The sequence below is a fragment of the Natrinema salsiterrestre genome (genome assembly GCF_029502005.1).
Classification (GTDB): Archaea; Halobacteriota; Halobacteria; order Halobacteriales; family Natrialbaceae; genus Natrinema; species Natrinema salsiterrestre.
This window is the reverse complement of record NZ_JAMQOT010000003.1, coordinates 338,417-357,562: the sequence shown is the minus strand read 5'-3', so window position 1 is coordinate 357,562 and position 19,146 is coordinate 338,417. Positions and strand designations below refer to the sequence as shown.

Annotated in this window: 20 protein-coding genes; 4 read left to right on the top strand and 16 right to left on the bottom strand. The window is 63.8% G+C overall.

Annotated elements, in window-relative coordinates:
• Nucleotides 1-85: 85 nt before the first annotated feature.
• On the bottom strand, nt 86-1,756 hold the full coding sequence (locus tag NDI89_RS11295; protein WP_277521675.1) for a histidine kinase N-terminal 7TM domain-containing protein: 1,671 nt from the start codon (nt 1,754-1,756) through the stop codon (nt 86-88).
• Between the two features lie 314 nt (nt 1,757-2,070).
• On the opposite strand from NDI89_RS11295, the gene NDI89_RS11290 reads away from it, so the two are divergent.
• The gene (locus NDI89_RS11290) at nt 2,071-2,841 is read left to right on the top strand and encodes a pirin family protein (RefSeq protein ID WP_277521674.1); all 771 of its coding nucleotides are present in this window, start codon (nt 2,071-2,073) and stop codon (nt 2,839-2,841) included.
• Between the two features lie 11 nt (nt 2,842-2,852).
• Here NDI89_RS11290 and NDI89_RS11285 read toward each other — a convergent pair whose 3' ends face one another.
• From NDI89_RS11285 to NDI89_RS11240, 10 genes are all read right to left on the bottom strand, one after another.
• Complete coding sequence (locus tag NDI89_RS11285; protein ID WP_277521673.1) at nt 2,853-3,656, bottom strand: ABC transporter permease; 804 nt, start codon at nt 3,654-3,656, stop codon at nt 2,853-2,855.
• Nucleotides 3,649-4,572, bottom strand: coding sequence for an ABC transporter permease (locus NDI89_RS11280; RefSeq protein WP_277521672.1), 924 nt, complete (start codon nt 4,570-4,572; stop codon nt 3,649-3,651). Before NDI89_RS11280 ends, NDI89_RS11285 begins: the two co-directional genes overlap by 8 nt.
• A 2-nt stretch (nt 4,573-4,574) precedes the next feature.
• Complete coding sequence (locus NDI89_RS11275) at nt 4,575-5,714, bottom strand: ABC transporter ATP-binding protein (protein ID WP_277521671.1); 1,140 nt, start codon at nt 5,712-5,714, stop codon at nt 4,575-4,577.
• 39 nt (nt 5,715-5,753) lie between these two features.
• Nucleotides 5,754-6,902, bottom strand: coding sequence for an ABC transporter substrate-binding protein (locus NDI89_RS11270; RefSeq protein WP_277521670.1), 1,149 nt, complete (start codon nt 6,900-6,902; stop codon nt 5,754-5,756).
• A 216-nt stretch (nt 6,903-7,118) separates the two neighbouring features.
• Complete coding sequence (locus NDI89_RS11265) at nt 7,119-7,931, bottom strand: endonuclease III domain-containing protein (protein WP_277521669.1); 813 nt, start codon at nt 7,929-7,931, stop codon at nt 7,119-7,121.
• Between the two features lie 101 nt (nt 7,932-8,032).
• Entirely contained in the window at nt 8,033-8,446 is a 414-nt protein-coding gene (locus NDI89_RS11260) for a DUF371 domain-containing protein (protein WP_277521668.1), read from the bottom strand.
• A 102-nt stretch (nt 8,447-8,548) separates the two neighbouring features.
• On the bottom strand, nt 8,549-8,917 hold the full coding sequence (locus NDI89_RS11255) for a hypothetical protein (RefSeq protein WP_277521667.1): 369 nt from the start codon (nt 8,915-8,917) through the stop codon (nt 8,549-8,551).
• A 58-nt stretch (nt 8,918-8,975) separates the two neighbouring features.
• Complete coding sequence (locus tag NDI89_RS11250; RefSeq protein ID WP_277521666.1) at nt 8,976-10,319, bottom strand: alkaline phosphatase family protein; 1,344 nt, start codon at nt 10,317-10,319, stop codon at nt 8,976-8,978.
• A gap of 190 nt (nt 10,320-10,509) precedes the next feature.
• Nucleotides 10,510-10,644 (bottom strand): hypothetical protein, encoded by a 135-nt coding sequence (locus tag NDI89_RS11245; protein ID WP_277521665.1) that lies wholly within the window; start codon nt 10,642-10,644, stop codon nt 10,510-10,512.
• Nucleotides 10,645-10,780: 136 nt separating this feature from the next.
• A complete protein-coding gene (locus tag NDI89_RS11240; protein WP_277521664.1) occupies nt 10,781-11,311 on the bottom strand; it encodes an inorganic diphosphatase in 531 nt (176 codons plus the stop codon).
• A gap of 205 nt (nt 11,312-11,516) precedes the next feature.
• Between NDI89_RS11240 and NDI89_RS11235 the strand changes: the two genes are divergently transcribed.
• Complete coding sequence (locus tag NDI89_RS11235) at nt 11,517-11,876, top strand: PadR family transcriptional regulator (RefSeq protein ID WP_226007149.1); 360 nt, start codon at nt 11,517-11,519, stop codon at nt 11,874-11,876.
• Here the strand turns inward: NDI89_RS11235 and NDI89_RS11230 are convergent.
• Together NDI89_RS11230 and rnhA are read right to left on the bottom strand one after the other, a co-directional pair.
• Nucleotides 11,873-12,505, bottom strand: coding sequence for a DUF7108 family protein (locus tag NDI89_RS11230; protein ID WP_277521663.1), 633 nt, complete (start codon nt 12,503-12,505; stop codon nt 11,873-11,875). The genes NDI89_RS11235 and NDI89_RS11230 overlap by 4 nt on opposite strands.
• A gap of 75 nt (nt 12,506-12,580) precedes the next feature.
• On the bottom strand, nt 12,581-13,174 hold the full coding sequence (gene rnhA, locus NDI89_RS11225) for a ribonuclease HI (RefSeq protein WP_277521662.1): 594 nt from the start codon (nt 13,172-13,174) through the stop codon (nt 12,581-12,583).
• 162 nt (nt 13,175-13,336) lie between these two features.
• Here rnhA and NDI89_RS11220 point away from each other — a divergent pair, with 162 nt between their 5' ends.
• Complete coding sequence (locus NDI89_RS11220) at nt 13,337-14,299, top strand: transcription initiation factor IIB (RefSeq protein WP_006184711.1); 963 nt, start codon at nt 13,337-13,339, stop codon at nt 14,297-14,299.
• A 139-nt stretch (nt 14,300-14,438) separates the two neighbouring features.
• On the opposite strand, the gene NDI89_RS11215 is transcribed toward NDI89_RS11220, so the two are convergent.
• The 3 genes from NDI89_RS11215 to NDI89_RS11205 form a co-directional block, all read right to left on the bottom strand.
• Nucleotides 14,439-15,689 (bottom strand): RNA-guided endonuclease InsQ/TnpB family protein, encoded by a 1,251-nt coding sequence (locus NDI89_RS11215; RefSeq protein ID WP_277521661.1) that lies wholly within the window; start codon nt 15,687-15,689, stop codon nt 14,439-14,441.
• Between the two features lie 177 nt (nt 15,690-15,866).
• Nucleotides 15,867-16,520 (bottom strand): transcriptional regulator GfcR, encoded by a 654-nt coding sequence (gfcR, locus tag NDI89_RS11210; RefSeq protein ID WP_277521660.1) that lies wholly within the window; start codon nt 16,518-16,520, stop codon nt 15,867-15,869.
• The gene (locus tag NDI89_RS11205) at nt 16,517-17,641 is read right to left on the bottom strand and encodes a glucose 1-dehydrogenase (RefSeq protein WP_277521659.1); all 1,125 of its coding nucleotides are present in this window, start codon (nt 17,639-17,641) and stop codon (nt 16,517-16,519) included. Before NDI89_RS11205 ends, gfcR begins: the two co-directional genes overlap by 4 nt.
• A gap of 163 nt (nt 17,642-17,804) precedes the next feature.
• Here NDI89_RS11205 and NDI89_RS11200 point away from each other — a divergent pair, with 163 nt between their 5' ends.
• Nucleotides 17,805-19,076, top strand: coding sequence for an HAD family hydrolase (locus tag NDI89_RS11200; protein WP_277521658.1), 1,272 nt, complete (start codon nt 17,805-17,807; stop codon nt 19,074-19,076).
• The last annotated feature ends 70 nt before the right edge of the window (nt 19,077-19,146 follow it).

Here is a 19,146-nt window from a genome sequence, read left to right as displayed (position 1 = left end):
CCCCGTGACTCGAGCGCCCGCCTCGACGGAGAGGCGGGCGCTCGAGTCGGCCACGTCGAAACACGTTCGGCACCGATACCCGACCTTACGGAGTCTCGACTTTCGGGAGTTCGACGACGAACGACGCGCCTCCCTGGTCGGCGGTTTCGACCCACACGTCGCCGCCGTAGCCCCCCACGAGGGTGGCGACGAGGTAGAGGCCGACGCCGGTTCCCTCGCTCTCGAGGCCCTTCTCGCCGCGACCGAAGATTTCCTCGCGCTGTCCGTCGGGGACGCCGGGGCCGTTGTCCGAGACGCGGACGCGGACCGTCTCGTCCCGGTCCTCGACGGAGACCACTACGCGGGGCGTGTCCGATCCGTTGTGCAAGACCGCGTTGTTGAGGAGGTTGGTAAAGACGGACGAGAGCATCTCGTTCGCGCGAACGACCGGTGCCGACGACGAGTAGTCGCCCAGCTCGAATTCGGCCTGCGGGTAGCTGGTGCGGGCCTTCTCGAGTTGGTTCCAGACGACCGGCTCCAGATGAACCGGTTTGACGTCCAGATCGCCGTCGGTAGTCAGGGTCTCCATGAGATCGCCGACGACCTCGGTGAGTTCGATGACGTGATTGCTGCTCTCGAGCATCAAGTCGAGGTGGTCCTCGCCGTCGGGTTCGACGTGCTCGGAGAGGAGGTCGCCGCGGCCGGTGATCACGTTCATCTCGTTTCTGATGTCATGGCGAACGATCCGGTTGAGCACGGTCAGCTCCCGTTCGCGGTTTTTCAACTGCGTCACGTCTCGCAGGACGATCAGCCGACCCGTCCGTTTCCCTCGGGAACTCGTGAGCGGCGAGATCTGAATGGCGAAGTGCCTGGGTTCGCCGTCGATATCGATCGAGAGTTCGCTCTGAGCCTCGGAGACGTCGTCGAACTCCGAGATTACGGGGGAGGGAAACACGTCCTCGAGCGGGTCTCCGACGACGACGTCGGTGCCCGCGAACCGCTTGGCCGAGGGGTTGGCGTCGACGATCCGATTCGCCGCGTTGACGACGAAGACGGCGTCCTGCATGTTGTCGATCACTTTGGTCCGTGCGACGGGGACGATATCGAGGAGCTGCAACCGATCGACTGCGATGTAGAAGCCGACGACCTTCACCGTGCTCGTCAGGGCGAGCGTATCGAGGGTGACGAGTCCGAGCCACCAGACGACCAGTCCGAGAGTCACGAACAGTATCGTCGCGACGAGAATTCCCACCTGCTTTTCGAACCCCGGCAGCGAGCGAAACAGCCGGACGAGGAGGTAGACGCCGAGACCGAGATACGCCATCATCACAGCGGCGTACACCCAGTACAACGGTTCGAATGCGGGAATCAGGAGCCCCGTTGTCGGGTCGAACGAGGCGGAGTACAGCAATCCGTGACTGTGGTTCGTCCACGCGGCGAACTGCGCCAACACCGGAACGACGGCGAGGACGGCGCCGTTTCGATAGGTGATGTACTCCTCGTTGTTAGTATACTCGACCGCCATCAGCAGATAGCCGATCGCCATGAACGGCCCCGCCATGAATCGCCAGTTCCACCAGAAGAGTTTCAGTGATTCCACCGTGGCGGACAGCTGGAGGGTCACCGTCACGGAGAGAACGATCACGCCGACGATGTCGAGGATGAACCCCTTCGCACCCCGGCGGTCACGGTGATGCCAGATCGTCGCCAATAGCACGGTACAGATGACGGTAGCGGCGATGTACGGCAACGCGAGCGGAGTGAATTCGTACGTCATAGACGGCGCTCTGGGGAACGGATTCGTCGCCTCGAGCGGGTCCACGTCGGGACGTCTCGTCGCCGCCTCCACCGCGACGTCGCCCCGCTCACACGGTCGATACTCGAACCGGCAGACCACTCGAGGGATGTCGTCGTACTATGAGAGAAAATATGTGTAATGCTGTCAATACTGTATACTCTGCATGAGTCATTAACGTTTTGGCACTACCGGCGTGACGTCCAGCGAGCCGCTGCCGACTGCCCTCCGTACGGCCCTCAACTGGCGTACCGACGCGCAGAACTCATTTACGCCCGGCGACCTACCACGACGTAATGGACGATTCGACGGCAGCGGAAACGGGAACTCGCATCCACACGGCTCCGCGAACGGACGTTTCGCAGAATCAGGGCAAATTCAGAATCCACCTCAACTTCCCCGGGCACGCGGTCCCGGGACACGACGACCACGGCTACGGGCCGCTGGCGACGGTCGTCGAGTCGTTCATGGATCCGGGGACGCTGATCCGAATGCACCAGCACCGCAACGAGGAGATCATCTCGTGGGTACCCGACGGCGTGATGCGCCACGACGACCGGCTGGGTAACGAACTGGTCACGGACCCGGAACACGTGATGGTGATGAACGCCGGCAGCGGCTTCTGGCACGCCGAGGAGACCTACGAAGACGACCCGCCGCTGCGGATGCTACAGATCTTCGTCCGCCCGCACAGCCTCGACCTCGAGCCCGGGATCCAGCACGAGCCGATTCCCGACGCGGCCCCCAACGAGTGGCGCCACCTGTTCGGCCCCGAGGGCGGCGACGCGCCGCTATCCGTTCGGAACGAGGTCGACTTCTACGACTGTCGGCTCGAGGCCGGCGCGACCGCCACGCTGCCGTCCCGACCCGGCTGGGACACCTATCTCTACGTGTTCGACGGTGCCGTGACGGTCGGTGACGAGGGAGCAGCAATCGGCTACACCGAAAGCGCACTCGTGACCGGCGAGGGCGATGTCCCCGTGACGGCGACCGAGGAGTCGCTCGTCGTCGCGTTCTGTATCGATCCCGACGCGCCGATCACCCGTCAGGGGACGATCGGCCGCTGAGCGGCGGCCGATCAGGACAGCTGTTTCGAGAGCCAGTCCAGGTTCGTCGCGATCGCCGCGACCGCGATCGCGCCGATCGAGATGAGGATGAGGAACGTCGAGACGACGCTCACCATCGGGTCCAGCGACTGTCGCAGCGTCGTCCACGCGACGACCGGAATGGTCTCGGTGTTGTGACTCGAGAGGAACAGCGCCATGACGAACTCCTGAAGGCTGACGATGAAGGCCAGGAGCGCGCCGACGAAGATCCCGTGTTTGACGTTGGGGAGGACGGCGTAGACGAACGACTGGATCGGGCCGGCACCGAGGTCGCGCGCGGCGTCGAGCAGTCGCCAGTCGAACCGGCTGAACACCGACCGCATCACGAAGTAGACGAGCGGCGTCGCCCACAGGGTGTGTGCGAGGATGATGCTCAGATACGAGGCGTCCATGCCGGCCCTGACGAAGTACACGCGCATCGAGATCCCGAGGATGATCGGCGGGATCAGCAGCGGGACGAGGACGAGCGGTGCGAGCAGCTGACCGGCCCGCCCGTCGTCGAGTTCGTGCCCGAACGCGGCCGTGACGCCGAGCGCGGTCGCGACGATCGTCGTTCCGACGCCGACGAGGATGCTGTTGTCGAACGCCGATATCCAGCGCGTCTCCTCGAAGAACCCGCGATAGTGAACCAGCGAGTAGTTCTCCGGCGGGAACAGGAGCTGGCCGGACTCCGCGAAGGAAGTCACCACGACGACCGCGAGCGGTAACAGCATGAACGCCAGGATCGACAGGTAGGACGCCCTGAAGAGCGCGTCCTCGATCGTCTCTCTATGCATATTCGAACTCACCTCCGAAGACGTTGAGAACGGCAGTGAGAGCGGCGACGCTCACGAGCATCAGGAGGAGCATGACGAGCGCGTATGCCGTCGCGACCTCCCACTGGAGGTTCGACAGCAACCGCTGTTCGACCTCGAGCGCGAACGCCAGATCGTCGCCGGCGCCGAGCAGGCCCGGGGCGGCGTACGCGCCGACGCTCCAGGCGAAGGAGATCACGGTCGCGACGATGATTCCGGGCATCGCCTGGGGAACGACGATTTCGAGCGACGCGCGAGGGCGGCTCGCCCCGAGATCGCGCGCGGCTTCGACGAGCCCCCAGTCCATCGTCGACAGCACGCTGTAGATCGCCAGCACGGCGTAGGGCAACACGATGTAGACCTGGCCCACGATCACGCCGATCGTGCCGGGAACGAACTGGATCGGCTCCGAGATCAGGTTCAACGAGACCAGGACGTCGTTGACCGTCCCCGTGGGCGAGAGTAGCGGCCAGAACGCGTACGTCTTGATCACGAGCGTCGTCAGCAGGGGCAGGATGACCGAGAACAGCAGCACTGATTTGAGCAGTCCCTCGGCTCGCCAGATCGCGTAGGCGTACCCCGTCGCGATCACGACCGTGATCGCCGTGGCGGTCAGCCCCATCTTGAACGAGTAGGCGATGGCGCTCAGCAGCACGTCGGTGGAGAACACCTCCGCGTACCCCTCGAGCGACCACGTCCCGGGAGCGTATCGGAGGTCCGTCGATCCCTCGGTGACGCTGATCCGCAGCAGGATCAGGAACGGCGCGACGAAGAGCAGCAACTCGAACAGCAGGAGCGGTGCCATCAGCAACAGCGCCCGCTTCGAGCGGGATCGCTCCAGCAGCGGCTCCCAGACTCGAGCGACCGGTGCCGGTAACGACGAGTGGGTTCCGGACATCGTTACAGGTCGACCCTCGAGCCGTCGTCCCGGAACGCGAGGACGTCCGCGCCGTCCCAACTGATCCGGACCTCGTCGCCGGCGTCGAACTCGCCGGAGTCGGCGACGGTGCGCTCGACGAACATCGACGTCCCGTCGACTGCGACGGAGTAGCGAACCGTCGACCCCCGGTAGAGCACGTTCTCGACCGTCCCGACGATGGAGTTCGTCGTGCTGCCGTCGGCGAGCGCGGGCCGACCCGTCGCGTCGTCCTCGGACCCCGATTCGGCCGATTCCGTCGAGAGGATCTCGGGACGAAGCGACAGCGTCAGCGACGTTCCCTCGGTGAGCGCGTCGGGGTTCGCCGTCGAGAGCACGACTTCGCGACCGAGTTCGGTCTCGACGCGAATCGAGTCCGGCGTCGTTCGTTCGACCGTGCCCTCGACGAAGTTCGTATCGCCGAGGAACCCTTCGATGAACCGGTTCTTCGGATTCTCGTAGACCTCGTCGGGTTCCCCGACCTGCACGAGGTTGCCCTCCGCCATGATGCCGATCCGATCGGCCAGGGTGAAGGCCTCGTCCTGATCGTGGGTCACGTGGACGAACGTCTCCTCGAACTCCTCGTGGATCTCGCGAAGTTCGATCTGCATGTCCTCGCTGAGCCGTTTATCGAGGTTCGAGAGCGGCTCGTCGAGCAACAGCACGTCGGGGTTGACCGCCAGCGCCCGCGCGAGTGCGACCCGCTGTTTCTGGCCGCCGCTGAGGTTCATCGGGTTCTCGTCGGCGTGGGACTCCATTCGAACGCGCTCGAGCATTCCGCGGGCCCGCTCGCGGCGCTCCGTTTTCCCCACGCCCTCCATCTTCAGTCCGAAGGCGACGTTCTCGATGACCGTCTTGTGGGGGAACAGCGCCCAGTCCTGGAACACCGTCGCGGTGGTGCGTTCGTACGCGGGGCGGTCGGTCACGTCCTCGTCGCCGATGTGGATCGTGCCGTCGGTCGGCGTCTCGAGGCCGGCGAGCATCCGGAGCGTCGTCGATTTGCCGCTCCCGCTTGGCCCGAGCAGACAGAGCAGTTCGCCGTCGTCGATCGTCACCGAGACGTCCTCGACGGCGAGCGTGTCTCCGTACCGTTTCTCGAGTCCGGAAAGCGTAATTTCTGACATGAATTGAGTGGGTAACGAAAGCAGGTGCGATAACGTCTGTTAGGAGTTCGTTTGCATCGCGGTGAACTCGTTGGAGAGCTCCCCGCTGTAGTCCGAGAGGAACTCCCAGTCCGGGAAGGCGATGTTGGCCGCTTCCTCGCTGTTGCTGGGCAGATCGTCGGCCAGGTCGCCGGCGTACTCGGTGTTCTCGTTACAGAACAGGGTCGGCATCTCCTCGGACCAGGCCGACTGGACCTCGGCGTCCATGAGGAAGTTGACGAACTCCTCGGCCCGGTCTCGCTTGTCGGTGCCCTTGACGACGCACCAGTGGTTCAGATACCCGGTCGTCTCCTCGGGCATCGTGTGGGTCAGCCCGTCGTAGCTGTCGATGTCGTACTCCACCTGCTCGTAGTACCACTGGGCGACGTCGATGACGTCGTTCTGGAAGGCCTGCCAGATGTCTTCGCCGGAGCTCGCCCAGCTTTCGATCGGCCAGTCTCGAACGGTCTCGAAGACGTCGTCGTGGAGGTCGGGATCGTGCATCTCCTCCCCGAGTTCTCGGTCGTCCATACCGACGGCCGCGGCGTACATCGGATACCACCAGAAGCCGGTGTCGACGCCCACCCCGTTACTTTCCTGGACGGCCGTCGAGGAGAGGTCGGCCCAGGACTCCGGCTCGAAGTCGATGTCCTCCCGGTGCACGATCGTACAGGGTGCACCGTCGACCGGCATCCCGTACTCCGTGCTCCGGAACTCCGCGTAGTGATCGATGAGTTCGTCGGCGTTCGGGACGTTCTCCCGCCTGATCTCGTGGAAGAGGTCGTCCTGTCGGCCGTAGTAGTAGAAGTTCCCCTCCGTGATCGTGACGTCGTACGGCGGGTCGTCGTCCGGCGCCGTCTGGATGTTGCTGAGAATATCGCTCCAGCCCTCCTGAACCTGGATCTCCGCGTCGAACTCCTCTTCGTATCTGGGGACCACCGATTTCTTGAACCGGTCCGCGTAGTTCCCGCTCCAGACGCTGACGCGGAGCGGATCGCCGCCGCCGCTGGAGACCAGTTCCGTACAGCCGGCCAGGGCGGTCGCCGATCCGGCCGCCGTCGCCGACAACAATCCTCGACGCGAGACGGACTCCCGCACTCGTTCGGTTGTCGATGTCGATTCCGACTCTGACTCGCTCGTCTCTGCAACCCGATCCGGGTTTGCAGGCATTGGTACCCCGGGTCTACCCCGATTCCAACATAAAACAGTTGTGAAGCTCGAAACGCTTTCGAATGAATCCCATACGCCATGTCTGCAGTTCATTCCCCAACTACCGACTGGGTGGGAACCACGACCTCGCAGTTCCGACGCGCCTCGTGGACGAGCGACTCAGCAGCCGTGGGACGAGATCGTCGACCGATACCGAGGACACCCGATTCTCGACCGCTATTCGAGCGTCTCGGTGGGATCGACGACCTCGTCCGTCGCGGGGTAGACGCCGACCTGATCGCACAGATCGGCCATCGGGCAGGCGTCGGGATCCTCGAGACAGGCCGGTTTGCGCGCCGTGCAGTACTCCCGGCCGAACTGGATCGTCGCAGTGTGACCGAAGCCGCACTTCGCCGCGGGGACGTCGCGCTCGAGGACGGCCCGAACGTCCTCGTGGTCCGCGTCCGCGTCTGCGATCCCCATGCGCCGGTAGATCCGATGGACGTGCGTGTCGACGGGGAAGACGCCGCCGCGACCGCCCGCGAAGAGCAGGACGCAGTCGGCGGTCTTCGGCCCGACGCCCCGTACCTCGAGAAGCGTCTCGCGGACGACCGACGGCTCCTCGTCTTTGACGAAGGCGTCGAACGCCGCGGCCGAGCCGAACTCCTCGAGGACCCACGCGGCGGTGTCGATAATGGTTTCGGACTTCTGGTTGTACAGGCCCGCGCCGCTGATCGTTTCGGCGAGCGTCGATCGCTCGGCGCTCGCGAGGGATTCGGCGAGGTCGATACCGTCGCCGTCGTAGCGATCGATCAGCGCATCGTGAGCCGGCTGGCTCGCTTTGTCACTGGTGTTCTGGCTCAGGATGGTTCGCACGAGGCAGGTGAACGCATCGCGGCCGCCGTACTCCTTCTGCCAGAACAGTTCGCCCAGTCGGTCGACGACCTCCTCCGCGCGGGTGTCCGCGGTCGCCGGATCGAACTCGGCCGCCGCCCCGCCGCCCGCCGTGCCACCGCTGATATTGACCGCAGGTTCCGGATCGTCACTCATGCCTCGCCGTTCGGACTCCGAGAGCAAAACCGCGACGGACTCTCCGCCGGCAGCGGCCACAGTTCGAGGAATCCCCGCGGTCGGTACCGCCACGCCACCGTCTACTCGACGGTGATCGTCACCGTCGCCTCGGCCCCGTCGGCCAGCGCGGCGACGAGGTCGCGATCGAAGCCTTCGGCCGCGAACTCCGAATCCACCACGACTGTCCGGTCGTCGACGTACTCGCTCGTGCGCCCGACCGCGCTGCGCTCGTTCGCGAACTCGAGGTCGGGATCGCCCCGCCCGGTCACGGACTCCGCGTACCCGCCGGCCTCGATCGTGACCGTGATCGTCGCATCGGCGTCCCGACACGCCTCGACGAATTCGGGGTCGAAGTCCGCCGGCGCGCGGTCGGCCTCGACCGCGAGAATGCAGTCGCCGGCGGGAGTGAGGTAGTCGTCCGTCGTCACTTCGAACGTGCTCGCGTGCTCGGCGCTGACGTTCTCGTGGCCGCGAGCGCGAATGACTTCGTCCATGGCTGGCGATTCGTTGCCGGGCGGAAAACGGGATCGAATCGGACCGGCGTCCCGCCGGGCCGTCGCGGTTCGTCACGTACTGACTCGAGAGACGAGCGGTCCCTATGACGCGGATCGATAGCCGGTTCGGAACTCGCGAAGCCCCGCACCGATGAGGTTGCCGAGGACGACGACCGACAGGATCGCGACGAGCCCGATGCTCGACTCGTCGTGCGGAGAGCCGATCGCGACGCCCGCGACCGCCACACCGACTCCGGCGACGACTCCGAGAGCGGCCAGCCCCAACTGGATGGACGACCCGCTCCGCCGCGACAGGAGGTACTGCGGGAGTCCGACTCCGACGGCCAGATAGATCGCCGTTCCGGCGGCCGTCACGCCGAGTATCGCAGGACTTGCGGTGAGGAAGCCGGTGAGGCCGGCGAGCGAGAGTGCGAGGACGAAGCAGCCGCCGACGACGAGCGCGTCGTTCATATCTCGTCGCATGCTGTCAGAAGAGGAATAGCTTCCGGGACTCGAGATCGATCGCCGCTCAGACCAGACTCGTACCGTCGAAGTCGCCGCGACTGTATTCGACGTCCATCAGGTCGAGGATCGTCGGCGTGATGTCGAACAGGTCGGCGTCGTCGATCGTCGCGTCGGCGTGGTCGATGTACAGCGACGTATCGTCGAAGCTGTGCATCCCGTTTCGCGGCCCCGTGTCGAAGATCTCCGAGTCGCCCTTGAACCCGGATTTGAGGTCGAAGCCGTTGGTCGGAATCGCGACCAGATCCGGCGCGATGTCGTCGTGGTCGCCGCGGAACGCCTCCTCTTTCTCGACGACGCGCTCGACGACGGAGTTGCCGTTGGGTCCCTCGAGCGCCTCGAGGTCGGCCTTGAGTTCGTCACGGACCGCGTCGTACTCGTCTTCGGGGACGGAGCCGCGCGGTTCGCGGCCCTCGAGGTTGATGTAGAAGCGACCGGGGATGAACGAGTAGGCCGTCGTATCGTCTGCGATATCGTTCAGTTCCTCGGGGTCGTCGGTGCGGAAGGAGAGCCACCCTTCCTCTCGGAGCCACTCGTTGAAGTGGACCTCGTAGTCGAGGCTGGTGAAGCCGTGGTCGGAGGCGACGATCATGGTGACGTCGTCCGGGAGCGATTCCCGGAGTCGGCCGATGTAGTCGTCGACCTTCTTGTAGAACTCGACGAACGCCTCCCTGTTCTCGCCGTCGCGCTCGTAGTCCCTGAAGAGGAAGTGGTTGACCCGGTCGGTCGTCATGAAGACGCCGAAGAACAGGTCCCAGTCGTCTTCCTCGATGTAGTGCTGGAAGGCCTCGAACCGCGCGTCGATCGTCGCGTGTGCGTCCTCGATGAACTCGGACTTGTCATCCTGGTGGCCGAGCTTCGGATTGACGTCGATCCGGTAGTCGAGCGTCTCGAGGTAGTCGCGAACGTCGTCGGGATACGCCGCCTTGTCCAGTCCGGGCGAGAGGAAGCCCGAGACCATTCGCTGGACGTTGCGCTGGGGCGGAAAGGTGACGGGGACGTTCATCACCGTCGCCTTCCGGCCGTTCTCCTGGACGCGGTCCCAGACTCGTTCGGCCTGGACCTCTCGGCCCATCGGGACGTAGGTATCGTAGGAACCGACTTCGCGATCCTGAAAGCCGTAGACGCCGGTCTCGCCGGGGTTCATCCCGGTCGTCAGCGACGGCCAGCAGGCGCTGGATTCCGGCGGGACGATGCTCGAGATCTCCGCGGCGGTCCCGTCGTCGGCGATCGCAGCGAAATTCGGAAACAGTTCCTCGTTCTCCGAGAGGAGACTATACGGCACGCCGTCGACCCCGATAAACGCGACCCGGGGATCGCCGTCGCCCCGTAATCGGTCGAACAGACCCATGGACGGACGTAGTTCGAGCGCATACAAGAAGGTTCGTTTCGAGACAGTGTTTTGCGAATCGCTGACACGCCGTGCGTGACGTTGACAGTCTATCGGGCCGCCCAGCGCCGGGACGAATTACGGCGACTGCCAGACGTCGGGAGAGAGGGCGGGCGACGATCGGGACGTGCGGGCGGGAGCCGTCGATCGGCTATTCGACGCGACCGGTCGACTCGTCGGGATCGAAGTTGGTCGGGACGACCGTGGGGTGGGCCATACCGACGGCTGATTCGGCCGCGTCGTCGGCCGAGGATGACGGTTTCTGGGAGTGATCGGATGCTGCCATACGGGAACGACTACGGCGCTCTCGGGGATAAAATTACCCATGCTCATAACGCATCTGCCGACGGGACGCGGATAACTCTCGGGAATCGGATCGGACGATAGCGACAGAACGGAGCGCACCGAGTCGCGGTGCGCGTCTAGAAGTTCTCGTCGTAGAGGTCCTGGGCGTGCTCGATCGCGTCGTAGGCGGCCTGCCTGTCCTCCCAGCCCTGCGTCTCGACTTCCTTGCCCTCCTCGAGGTTCTTGTAGGTCGCGAAGAACTCGTCGATCTCGTCGAGTTCCTGTTGGGGGATGTCGTCGAGGTCCTCGATGTGATCGTAGCGGGGGTCCTCTGACGGAACGGCGATGACCTTGTCGTCCTGCTCGCCGTCGTCGTCCATCTTCATCAGGGCGACGGGACGGGCTTCGATGACGCAGCCGGGGAACGTCTGATCCTCGACGAGGACCAGCACGTCGAAGGGGTCCTCGTCGTCGTAGTACGACTGCGGGATGAACCCGTAGTCGCTCGGATAGTGGACGTTGCTGTGGAGGACGCGGTCCAGCACGACGCCCGGAACGTCCTTGTCGTACTCGTACTTGTTTCGCTCGCCCTTGAGACATTCCACGACGGCATAGATCTCTTCCGGCGGATTCGGTCCAGTTTCGAGGTCTTCCCAGAGGTTGACCATGTACCGGAGAATCCACGGTCGATCAAAAAGTACTTTCGTAATCGAGTGTCACTATCTACGTGACGGTTGCCAGATAATCGACAGACACGAATCGGGCACAGACACCGGTGTCCGGCGGCGCTGGGGCCGGTTTCGGGCTGTCTAACCGGCTGATACGAAGGAATAGTTGACAAGTCTTAAATAGTCTGGTGACATTTACACAGGTATGTCAGAGGCACAATCAATCACCGGCGAAGAAAGTATTGCGCGCGAACTCACAGCGTTCCAGAACAACATCCTCGTCATCCTCGCCAAGGAGCCGATGTACGGACTGGCGATCAAGCGGGAGCTCGAGGACTACTACGGGACCGAAGTGAACCACGGCCGACTCTACCCCAACCTCGACGAGCTCGTCGATCTGGGGCTGGTCGAGAAGAGCGAACTCGACAAGCGAACCAACCAGTACTCGCTGACCGACGACGGCTACGACGCCGTCCTCGACGGACTCCAGTGGACCCTCTCGAAGGTCGTCACGGGCGACGACCGCGCCGACGAAATCACCGAGATCGTCGAAAACAGCTACTAGAACTGGCTCTCCGGGACCGGCTCTCCCGCCGTCTCGAAGACCAGTCGAACCGACTCCGCGATAACTTCCTGTTGTTTTTCCGACGGCCAGGCGTTCCGAACGACGTAGTCCCTGCGAAACTCGGCTAGCTCCTCGCTCGTCAGCGACTCCATCGGTTTCGCGTAGTGGTTCCCCGCGAAGTCGGCGAGCAGCGCCGCGTTATCGCCGTGGACGTCGCCGTGGGCCTCCCTGACGTCCGCCACGAGTGCTCGATTCCGCTCGTCGACCGCTTCCCAGTCGTCCGGATCCTCGGTCCCCTCGAGATAGATCTCGGCCGCGCGATCGATGTCTTCGATGCGGTCGGTCCGGATGACGCCGTCCTCGTGCCACTCTTCGGGGTGGAGCACGAGCACGTCGTCGCCGTCCTCGTCGCGGATGCGAGCGGTGAAGTCGTGCTCGTCGAGCAGTTCGTCGCGGCGGGTCTCGTAGGCCTCGATTTCGTTGTCGTCGACCGCGGAGCGCTCGAGCCGAGTGAGGCGTTCGATTTCGTCGACGACGTCTCTGGGGAGTTCCGTGTCGTCGGTCTCGGCCTCGGCACCGTCTCCGGCGTCGGCCTCGGCCTCGGCGTCGATCGCGTTCTGATCGGTCATGGACGATCGTACGTGTTCGAACGGTTTTGCCCTTGCCGATCCGGTCTCGGCGGTCGGTTCCCGTTCAGGTCGGTACTAGGCCTGGTCCAGCGCCTCGTTGACCAGCTCGTCCGCGCGCTCGTTCGCCTCGCGGGGCACGTGCTCGAGCGTCCACTCGTCGAAGGCCCGCAGGAGCTCGCGGACGGTCACGCGCTTCTCGCGGAGTTCGGGATTGTTGGTGTCGTACTCGCCGCGGACCTGTTTGACGATGAGTTCGGAGTCGCCGCGGGCGTGGACTTCGTCGTAGTCGTAGTCGCGAGCGGCCTCGAGCGCCGTGATGAGCGCCTCGTACTCGGCCTGATTGTTCGTCGCCGTGCCGATCGTCTCGCCGCCTTCGGCGACGATCCCGTCGCCCGTGACGACCACCCAGCCGATCGCGGCCGGACCGGGGTTTCCGCGGGAGCCCCCGTCGAAGTAGACGTGGGCGCGGCCGCCTCCCTCCCGGAGCAACGCCTCGATGTCGCGGGGATCCGATCCCTGAATCACGACCTTGTCGTCGTAGGCGACCGCGCTCGCGCCGCCGCGGCTCGCCCGCCAGCGTTCGTGGTCCGTGTTTCCGGAGTCGACGGCGACACCCGCCTCCTCGAGTCGTTCGCGAGCCGCCTCGACGTCGCACTCGATAACCGGCATTCGTCTCGGTGATCGGCCAGTCCCGGATAAAATCCTTCCGATTCCGAATCGTAAACTTCCACTTTCAAACCGCCTACCGGCTGTTTTCGGGAGTTCCGTTGCAGTTCTCCAAAACACCTACCCAATATTTATATACTATGGTGAGACTACTATAAAAGTGCGATGACACGGTCCACCCGCCAGCGGGAGCGAACGCGCGAGACGGACGAGACCGAGGATCAGGAGGGGGTACGTGCCTGCCCCGAGTGTGAATCGGATAATCTCGTTAAGGACTCCGACCGGGGTGAGCTCATCTGTGAAGACTGTGGGCTCGTCGTGGAGGAAGAACAGATCGATCCTGGCCCGGAGTGGCGGGCGTTCAACCACCAGGAACGACAGGAGAAGTCCCGCGTCGGCGCGCCGACGACCCAGACGATGCACGACAAGGGACTGACGACGACGATCGACTGGAAGGACAAAGACGCCTACGGACGCTCGATTTCTTCGAAGAAGCGCAGCCAGATGCACCGGCTGCGCAAGTGGCAGGAACGCATCCGCACGAAAGACGCCGGCGAGCGTAATCTCCAGTTCGCGCTCAGCGAGATCGACCGGATGGCCTCTGCACTCGGTGTCCCACGTTCGGTCCGCGAGGTCGCGTCGGTCATTTACCGGCGCGCGCTCAAGGAAGACCTCATCCGCGGCCGCTCGATCGAAGGCGTCGCGACGTCCGCACTGTACGCTGCCTGTCGAAAGGAAGGAATCCCGCGAAGCCTCGAGGAAATCTCGGAAGTCTCCCGCGTCGAACGCAAAGAGATCGGTCGCACGTATCGATACATCTCGCAGGAACTCGGCCTCGAGATGCGTCCCGTCGACCCGAAAAAGTACGTCCCCCGCTTCTGTTCCGAACTCGAACTGTCCGAAGAGGTCCAGACCAAGGCCAACGAGATCATCGAGAAGACGGCCGAGGAAGGGTTGCTCTCCGGGAAGTCGCCGACCGGGTACGCCGCGGCCGCGATCTACGCTGCGTCCCTGCTCTGCAACGAGAAGAAGACCCAGCGCGAAGTCGCCGACGTCGCGCAGGTGACCGAAGTGACGATCCGGAACCGCTACCAGGAACAGATCGAAGCGATGGGCATTCACGGCTAACCGTCGCCGCGCCGTTTCAGACTCGTTTTTTATCGCATCGAGATACCGAACCGACACCGACCGTGCTCTCGGACGGCCCCGGAGTCAGGTACTGGGCGTTCGAGCGGTGAGAGAACGGCCTCGAGTGAACTACCCCACCCTACTCAGCCGCTGGTGCGGCTTCGTTGAGGGTGGGGCTTCCTGTTTCGATGACGCGCTTTGCAGACACCGAATGGGTGTCCGTAGGGAGCGCAGTCTCCACAGGCGTGTCTTCGGGCCATCCCAGCCCTAGTTCAGAAAAGCCGCGCTTGAGAACGTTCATCGCCGCGTTCGCGTCCCGATCGCACTCGAACCCACACGACGGACACGAGTGTTCTCGAACCCAGATGGGTTTCGCCGTCTCCACATTACACTTCGCGCACTCCTTCGTCGTCCCTGCTGCGTCCACCTGAACGACGTGACAGCCGTACAAGTCTGCCTTGTATTCGAGGAGCGTGATGAACTGACGCCATGCGGCGTCCTGTTTGTTTCGAGCGTTCTGTGACTGCTCCAACATCCCCTTCACGTCCAAGTCCTCGACGAACACAGCATCGTACTCGCGGACGAGCCACGTCGTGAGTTTGTGCTGGTAGTCCAGCACCTTTCGACGGATGTGTCGCTTGGCCGTCGCCACTTCTCGGCGTTGCTTCTCGTAGTTGTTCGACCTGTACTCTTTCCGCGAGAGCTTGCGTTGCTCGTGGCGGAGTCGGTCGTACTCGTCTTCGAGGTCGAGCCAATCCACAGTTGTACCGTCTGAGGTGTGAATGTAGTCGAGGATACCAAGGTCAAGACCCACGCTATTGCTCGTATTGAGCGAGTTCACGTCGGGTTTCTCGGTCAGGTCGGCCTCGTCGGTTTCCAGCCCGAAGGAGACGAACCAGTCGCCAGTTGTCTCCTTCTTGATGGTGACTTCTTTGATGTCGGCTTCGTCGGGGATTTCACGGTGGTAGCGGATCGGGATGTCGCCGATTTTAGAGAGCCAGAGCGTCGCGCGTCGGCCACTCGTGTTTTTGAGTTCGAAGCCAGACTGCGAATACGTCATACTCTGGAACTCCGTTGGTGACTTCCATTTGAGCTTCCCGACCTCGCGTCCGTTTTGCTTCTGCTCAGAGAGTCCGTTGAGGTTCTGGTAGAACCGAGTGACGGTTCGTTGCAGTGCTTTGGAGTTAACTTCCGAGAAGATGGGATATTCGTCTTTCCAGTCGGTGAGTCGGTAGTGATGTTTGTACGCGGAACCGATGTCGTCGACGTCCACGTTCTCGTATTCGTAGAGAGTGTAGTTGTACGCTTGGCGATGAATGTCGATGTGAGAGTCCAGTGCTGCCGCTACCTGTTGTGTCGGATATGCAGAATAGCGGTGACTGTACTCCATCGCTGTTCCTTGAGTAGAGCTGTGTTCACTTAATGGCTTGTACTGTCGTGGGGCGATTCATCCCCTCCCTACTCGCTCGCAATACTCGCTCCTTGAGGAAGGGGCATTCTCGCCTCAATTCAGGTAAATCGGCCGACCGGCAGCGTTCGTACGGGGAGCCGCCGTCGGAAAACGTCGCTATTCGTCTTTGCCGACGCTGATGACCTGCAACAGCGAGTAGACGGGGACGCCCTCGAGCTCCTCGAGGCCCTGTTTGTCCGCGAGGACGATGCAGGCGAGCGGTTTGCCGCCTTCGGCGCGGATCGCCTCGATCGTCTCGCGCATGGTGGTACCGCTGGTGATGGTGTCGTCGACGATGTAACACTCGCGATCGCGGATGCTGGCGAAGTTCCGGGAGAAGGTACCGCCGAGTTCCTCGATATCGCCTTCCTCCCACTGGTGTTTCGCGGGGGTGTAGGTCCCGAGATCGGTCTCGAGTTCGCTCGCGACGAGGGTCGCGATGGGGCCGCCGGCCTTCTCGATGCCGATCGTCAGGTCGACGTCCTCGCCGTGTTTGGCGAGCATGTCGGCCATCGCCTCGGCGATGGCGCTCATCCGCTTGCTGTCCCGGCCGATGGCGGACCAGTCGACGTGGATGTCCTGCGGACCGCCCCCGCCGTCGTCCGGCTTCGGGGGGCTCTGATCGGTCTGCTGGGGGCTCGTGCTGCTCCGTTCGACGAGCCAGCTCGCCGTCTCTCGAGAGACGTTCAATTCGTCCGCGATTTCGCCCTTCGAGAGGCCGCGGGAGGCGAGCTCGGCCGCGCTCTCGATGAGGTCGTCGACGTTTTTCATATGCCTTCGAATTCGACCGCCGTTTTTATAGTCGTGTCGTCATCCGCAGGGGTTGCCGACCCGTGTCCGCCCGCGGCGACCGACGCGGTCGCTTCGGGGAACGCTCGGTCGAACGCTTCGAGGCCGTAGACGCCGCTGACGAGGTCCTCGAGCGCCCACTCGGGAAGCGCGGAGAGCTTGTCGATCGCTCGCTCGAAGTGCCTGCGGTTCGAATTGACGCTGCCGACGAGAGCCTTGTTGTGGAGGACGAGTTCGCGGTGGAGACGGCCGCCGTCGACGTCGAACTCCCAGTCCTCGGGGACGCCGAGCAGGGCGGCGACGCCGTTGGGTGCGAGCGCCTCGATCGACTCGAAGGCGTGTTTCGCGTACCCCGTCGCTTCGTAGACGACGTCCATCTCCTCGTAGGCGGTCGGTATCTCGGGAACCGGCGTCTCCCGGGAGTCGATGTAGGTCGCACCGAGTCGCTCGATGATGTCGATGGAGGGATCGGGCCGATCCCGGCGGCCCAGACAGTACACCCGATCGTACTCCAGCGTTTCGGTGAACATCGCGACGGTCAACAGCCCCAGGGAGCCGTTGCCGAGGACGATCGCGGATTCGGCCTCCCAGTCGAACGCCGAGCGGGTCGCGCGAGCGTGCTCGAGTGCTTTCTCGGTGATACTGATCGGTTCGACGAGGAAGCCCAGCGGGGCCAGATCCGCCGAGATCGGAACGAGACAGTCGGCCGGGCTCGTGACGTACTCCGCCATGAAGCCGTGGGCCCCGACGATACCGCGTTCGACGTACTCGCCCTCGGGTGCCATATCCGGCTCACCGTTGTCGAAGTACTCGTTGCGCTCGACGCCGGCGGGCAGCCGTCGAACCGTCGGCACGACGTACTGGCCCTCCTCGAGGTCGGTCCCGTTCGCGTCCTCAACGATACCGACGGCCTCGTGGCCGAGGATCAACTGCTCTTCGCCCTCGGGAACGCCGCCGTGGCTTCCCTCGATGACCTCGTAATCGGTTCCGTCGACGCCCACGCGGCAGATCCGAACGAGCGCCTCGCCCGCCGACGGCTCGGGAACGGGCCGCTCGACGATTTCGGGGACACCCGCCCCGGGCGTAACTGCGATGGCTTTCATGCTCCCCGGTAGGAACCGTGAGGGTAAATATTTATTCCTAATCGAGTAAATACCTTGAGTATCCGATGATCGAACCGTCGCCGGGACACGAGCGGGGGAAACCGAGGTGTCGAACCGAGCGGTACTGGAAACGGTTATCCGCCTCCCACTGCCTGTAGTTCACATGGAACGATACGACCTCATCTACCGGCTCTACGACGAGTACGACACGAAGACGTTGCGGGAGTACCAGGAGTTCGTCGACGTCTTTCCCGCGGTCGATTCGCGGGTCGCCCTCGACCACTGGCAGGGCGCGACCGAGGAACTCGAGGAACGCAAAGACGAGATCCGGTCGTCGTTCGCGGCCGGCGAAACGTTCGCGGAGATCGCCGCGCGGGCGACCCGCGATCAGGCATTCACCGCGCTCGACCTCGAGGCGAAGTACGGGCGCGCGGTGAACGTCCTCGTCCTCGACGTCGACGAGACGCTGCGCTCCGCGGGCGGGACCGACAACGAGATTCCCCGGGACACGCTGCACCTGTTGACCGAGTTCCACGACGCCGGCGTGCCGATCGTCATCTGTACCGGCCAGACCCTGGAGAACGTCAAGGGCTTCGCGATCCAGGGACTGGGCAGCGAGATCGTCCACTCCGGCGACCTGTCGATCGTCTACGAGGCGGGGACGGGCGTGTTCACGCCGGGCCACGGCGCTGACACGAAGCAACTGCTCTACGAGGACCTCGAGGAATCGATCCGGACCGTCTTCGACGACGTCCGATCGCGCGTCCTGCCCGAAGCCCCCGAGGAGCTGCGACGGGGCTGTCACCTGCAGGGCAACGAATTCAACGTCACGATGAAGCCCAACTACGAGACCGGCTCCGCGGACGCCCGGGAAATCATCGACGAGGCGCTGGTCTACCTCATCGATCTGCTCGCCGACGCCGTTGGGACGACGCTCGAGGGGGACGACGGCGACGGCGAGACGAAACTGGCCGGCGAGACCGTCGTCGCCTGGACCCGTGCGTTCTACGCCGGACAGGACCCGGAAATCAGGGCCGTCCTCGAGGGAGAGGGTGCCTATCCGGACCTCGACGCCGCGGCGGTGCCCGACGACCTCGCGGCGGTCCTCGAGCGGATCGACGTCGCCTACTACGAGGCCGACGCGGCCGAGATCGGGAGCCTCGAGTTGAACAAGGTCGTCGGCGTCGAACGCGCGCTGGACGTGCTCGGCGTCGACGACCCGTTCGCGCTCGTCATGGGCGACTCCAAGAGCGATCTCCGCGTCATGGAGTGGGTCGCCGAGAACGACGCCGGGATCGCAGCCGCGCCGGAACACGCCTCGCAAGACACCTTGGAACACGTCCTCGAGACCGACGAGCTCGTCTTCGATCGGGGCAAGAGCGCGGACGTGCTCCAGACGGTGTACGCGCTCAATCGACTCGCCCGTCTGGGGTAATCACTGGTCGCCGGACGTCGTCGGCATCTCCGTTCCGTCATCGATTTTTGACCGTCGTCAGGGGACACCT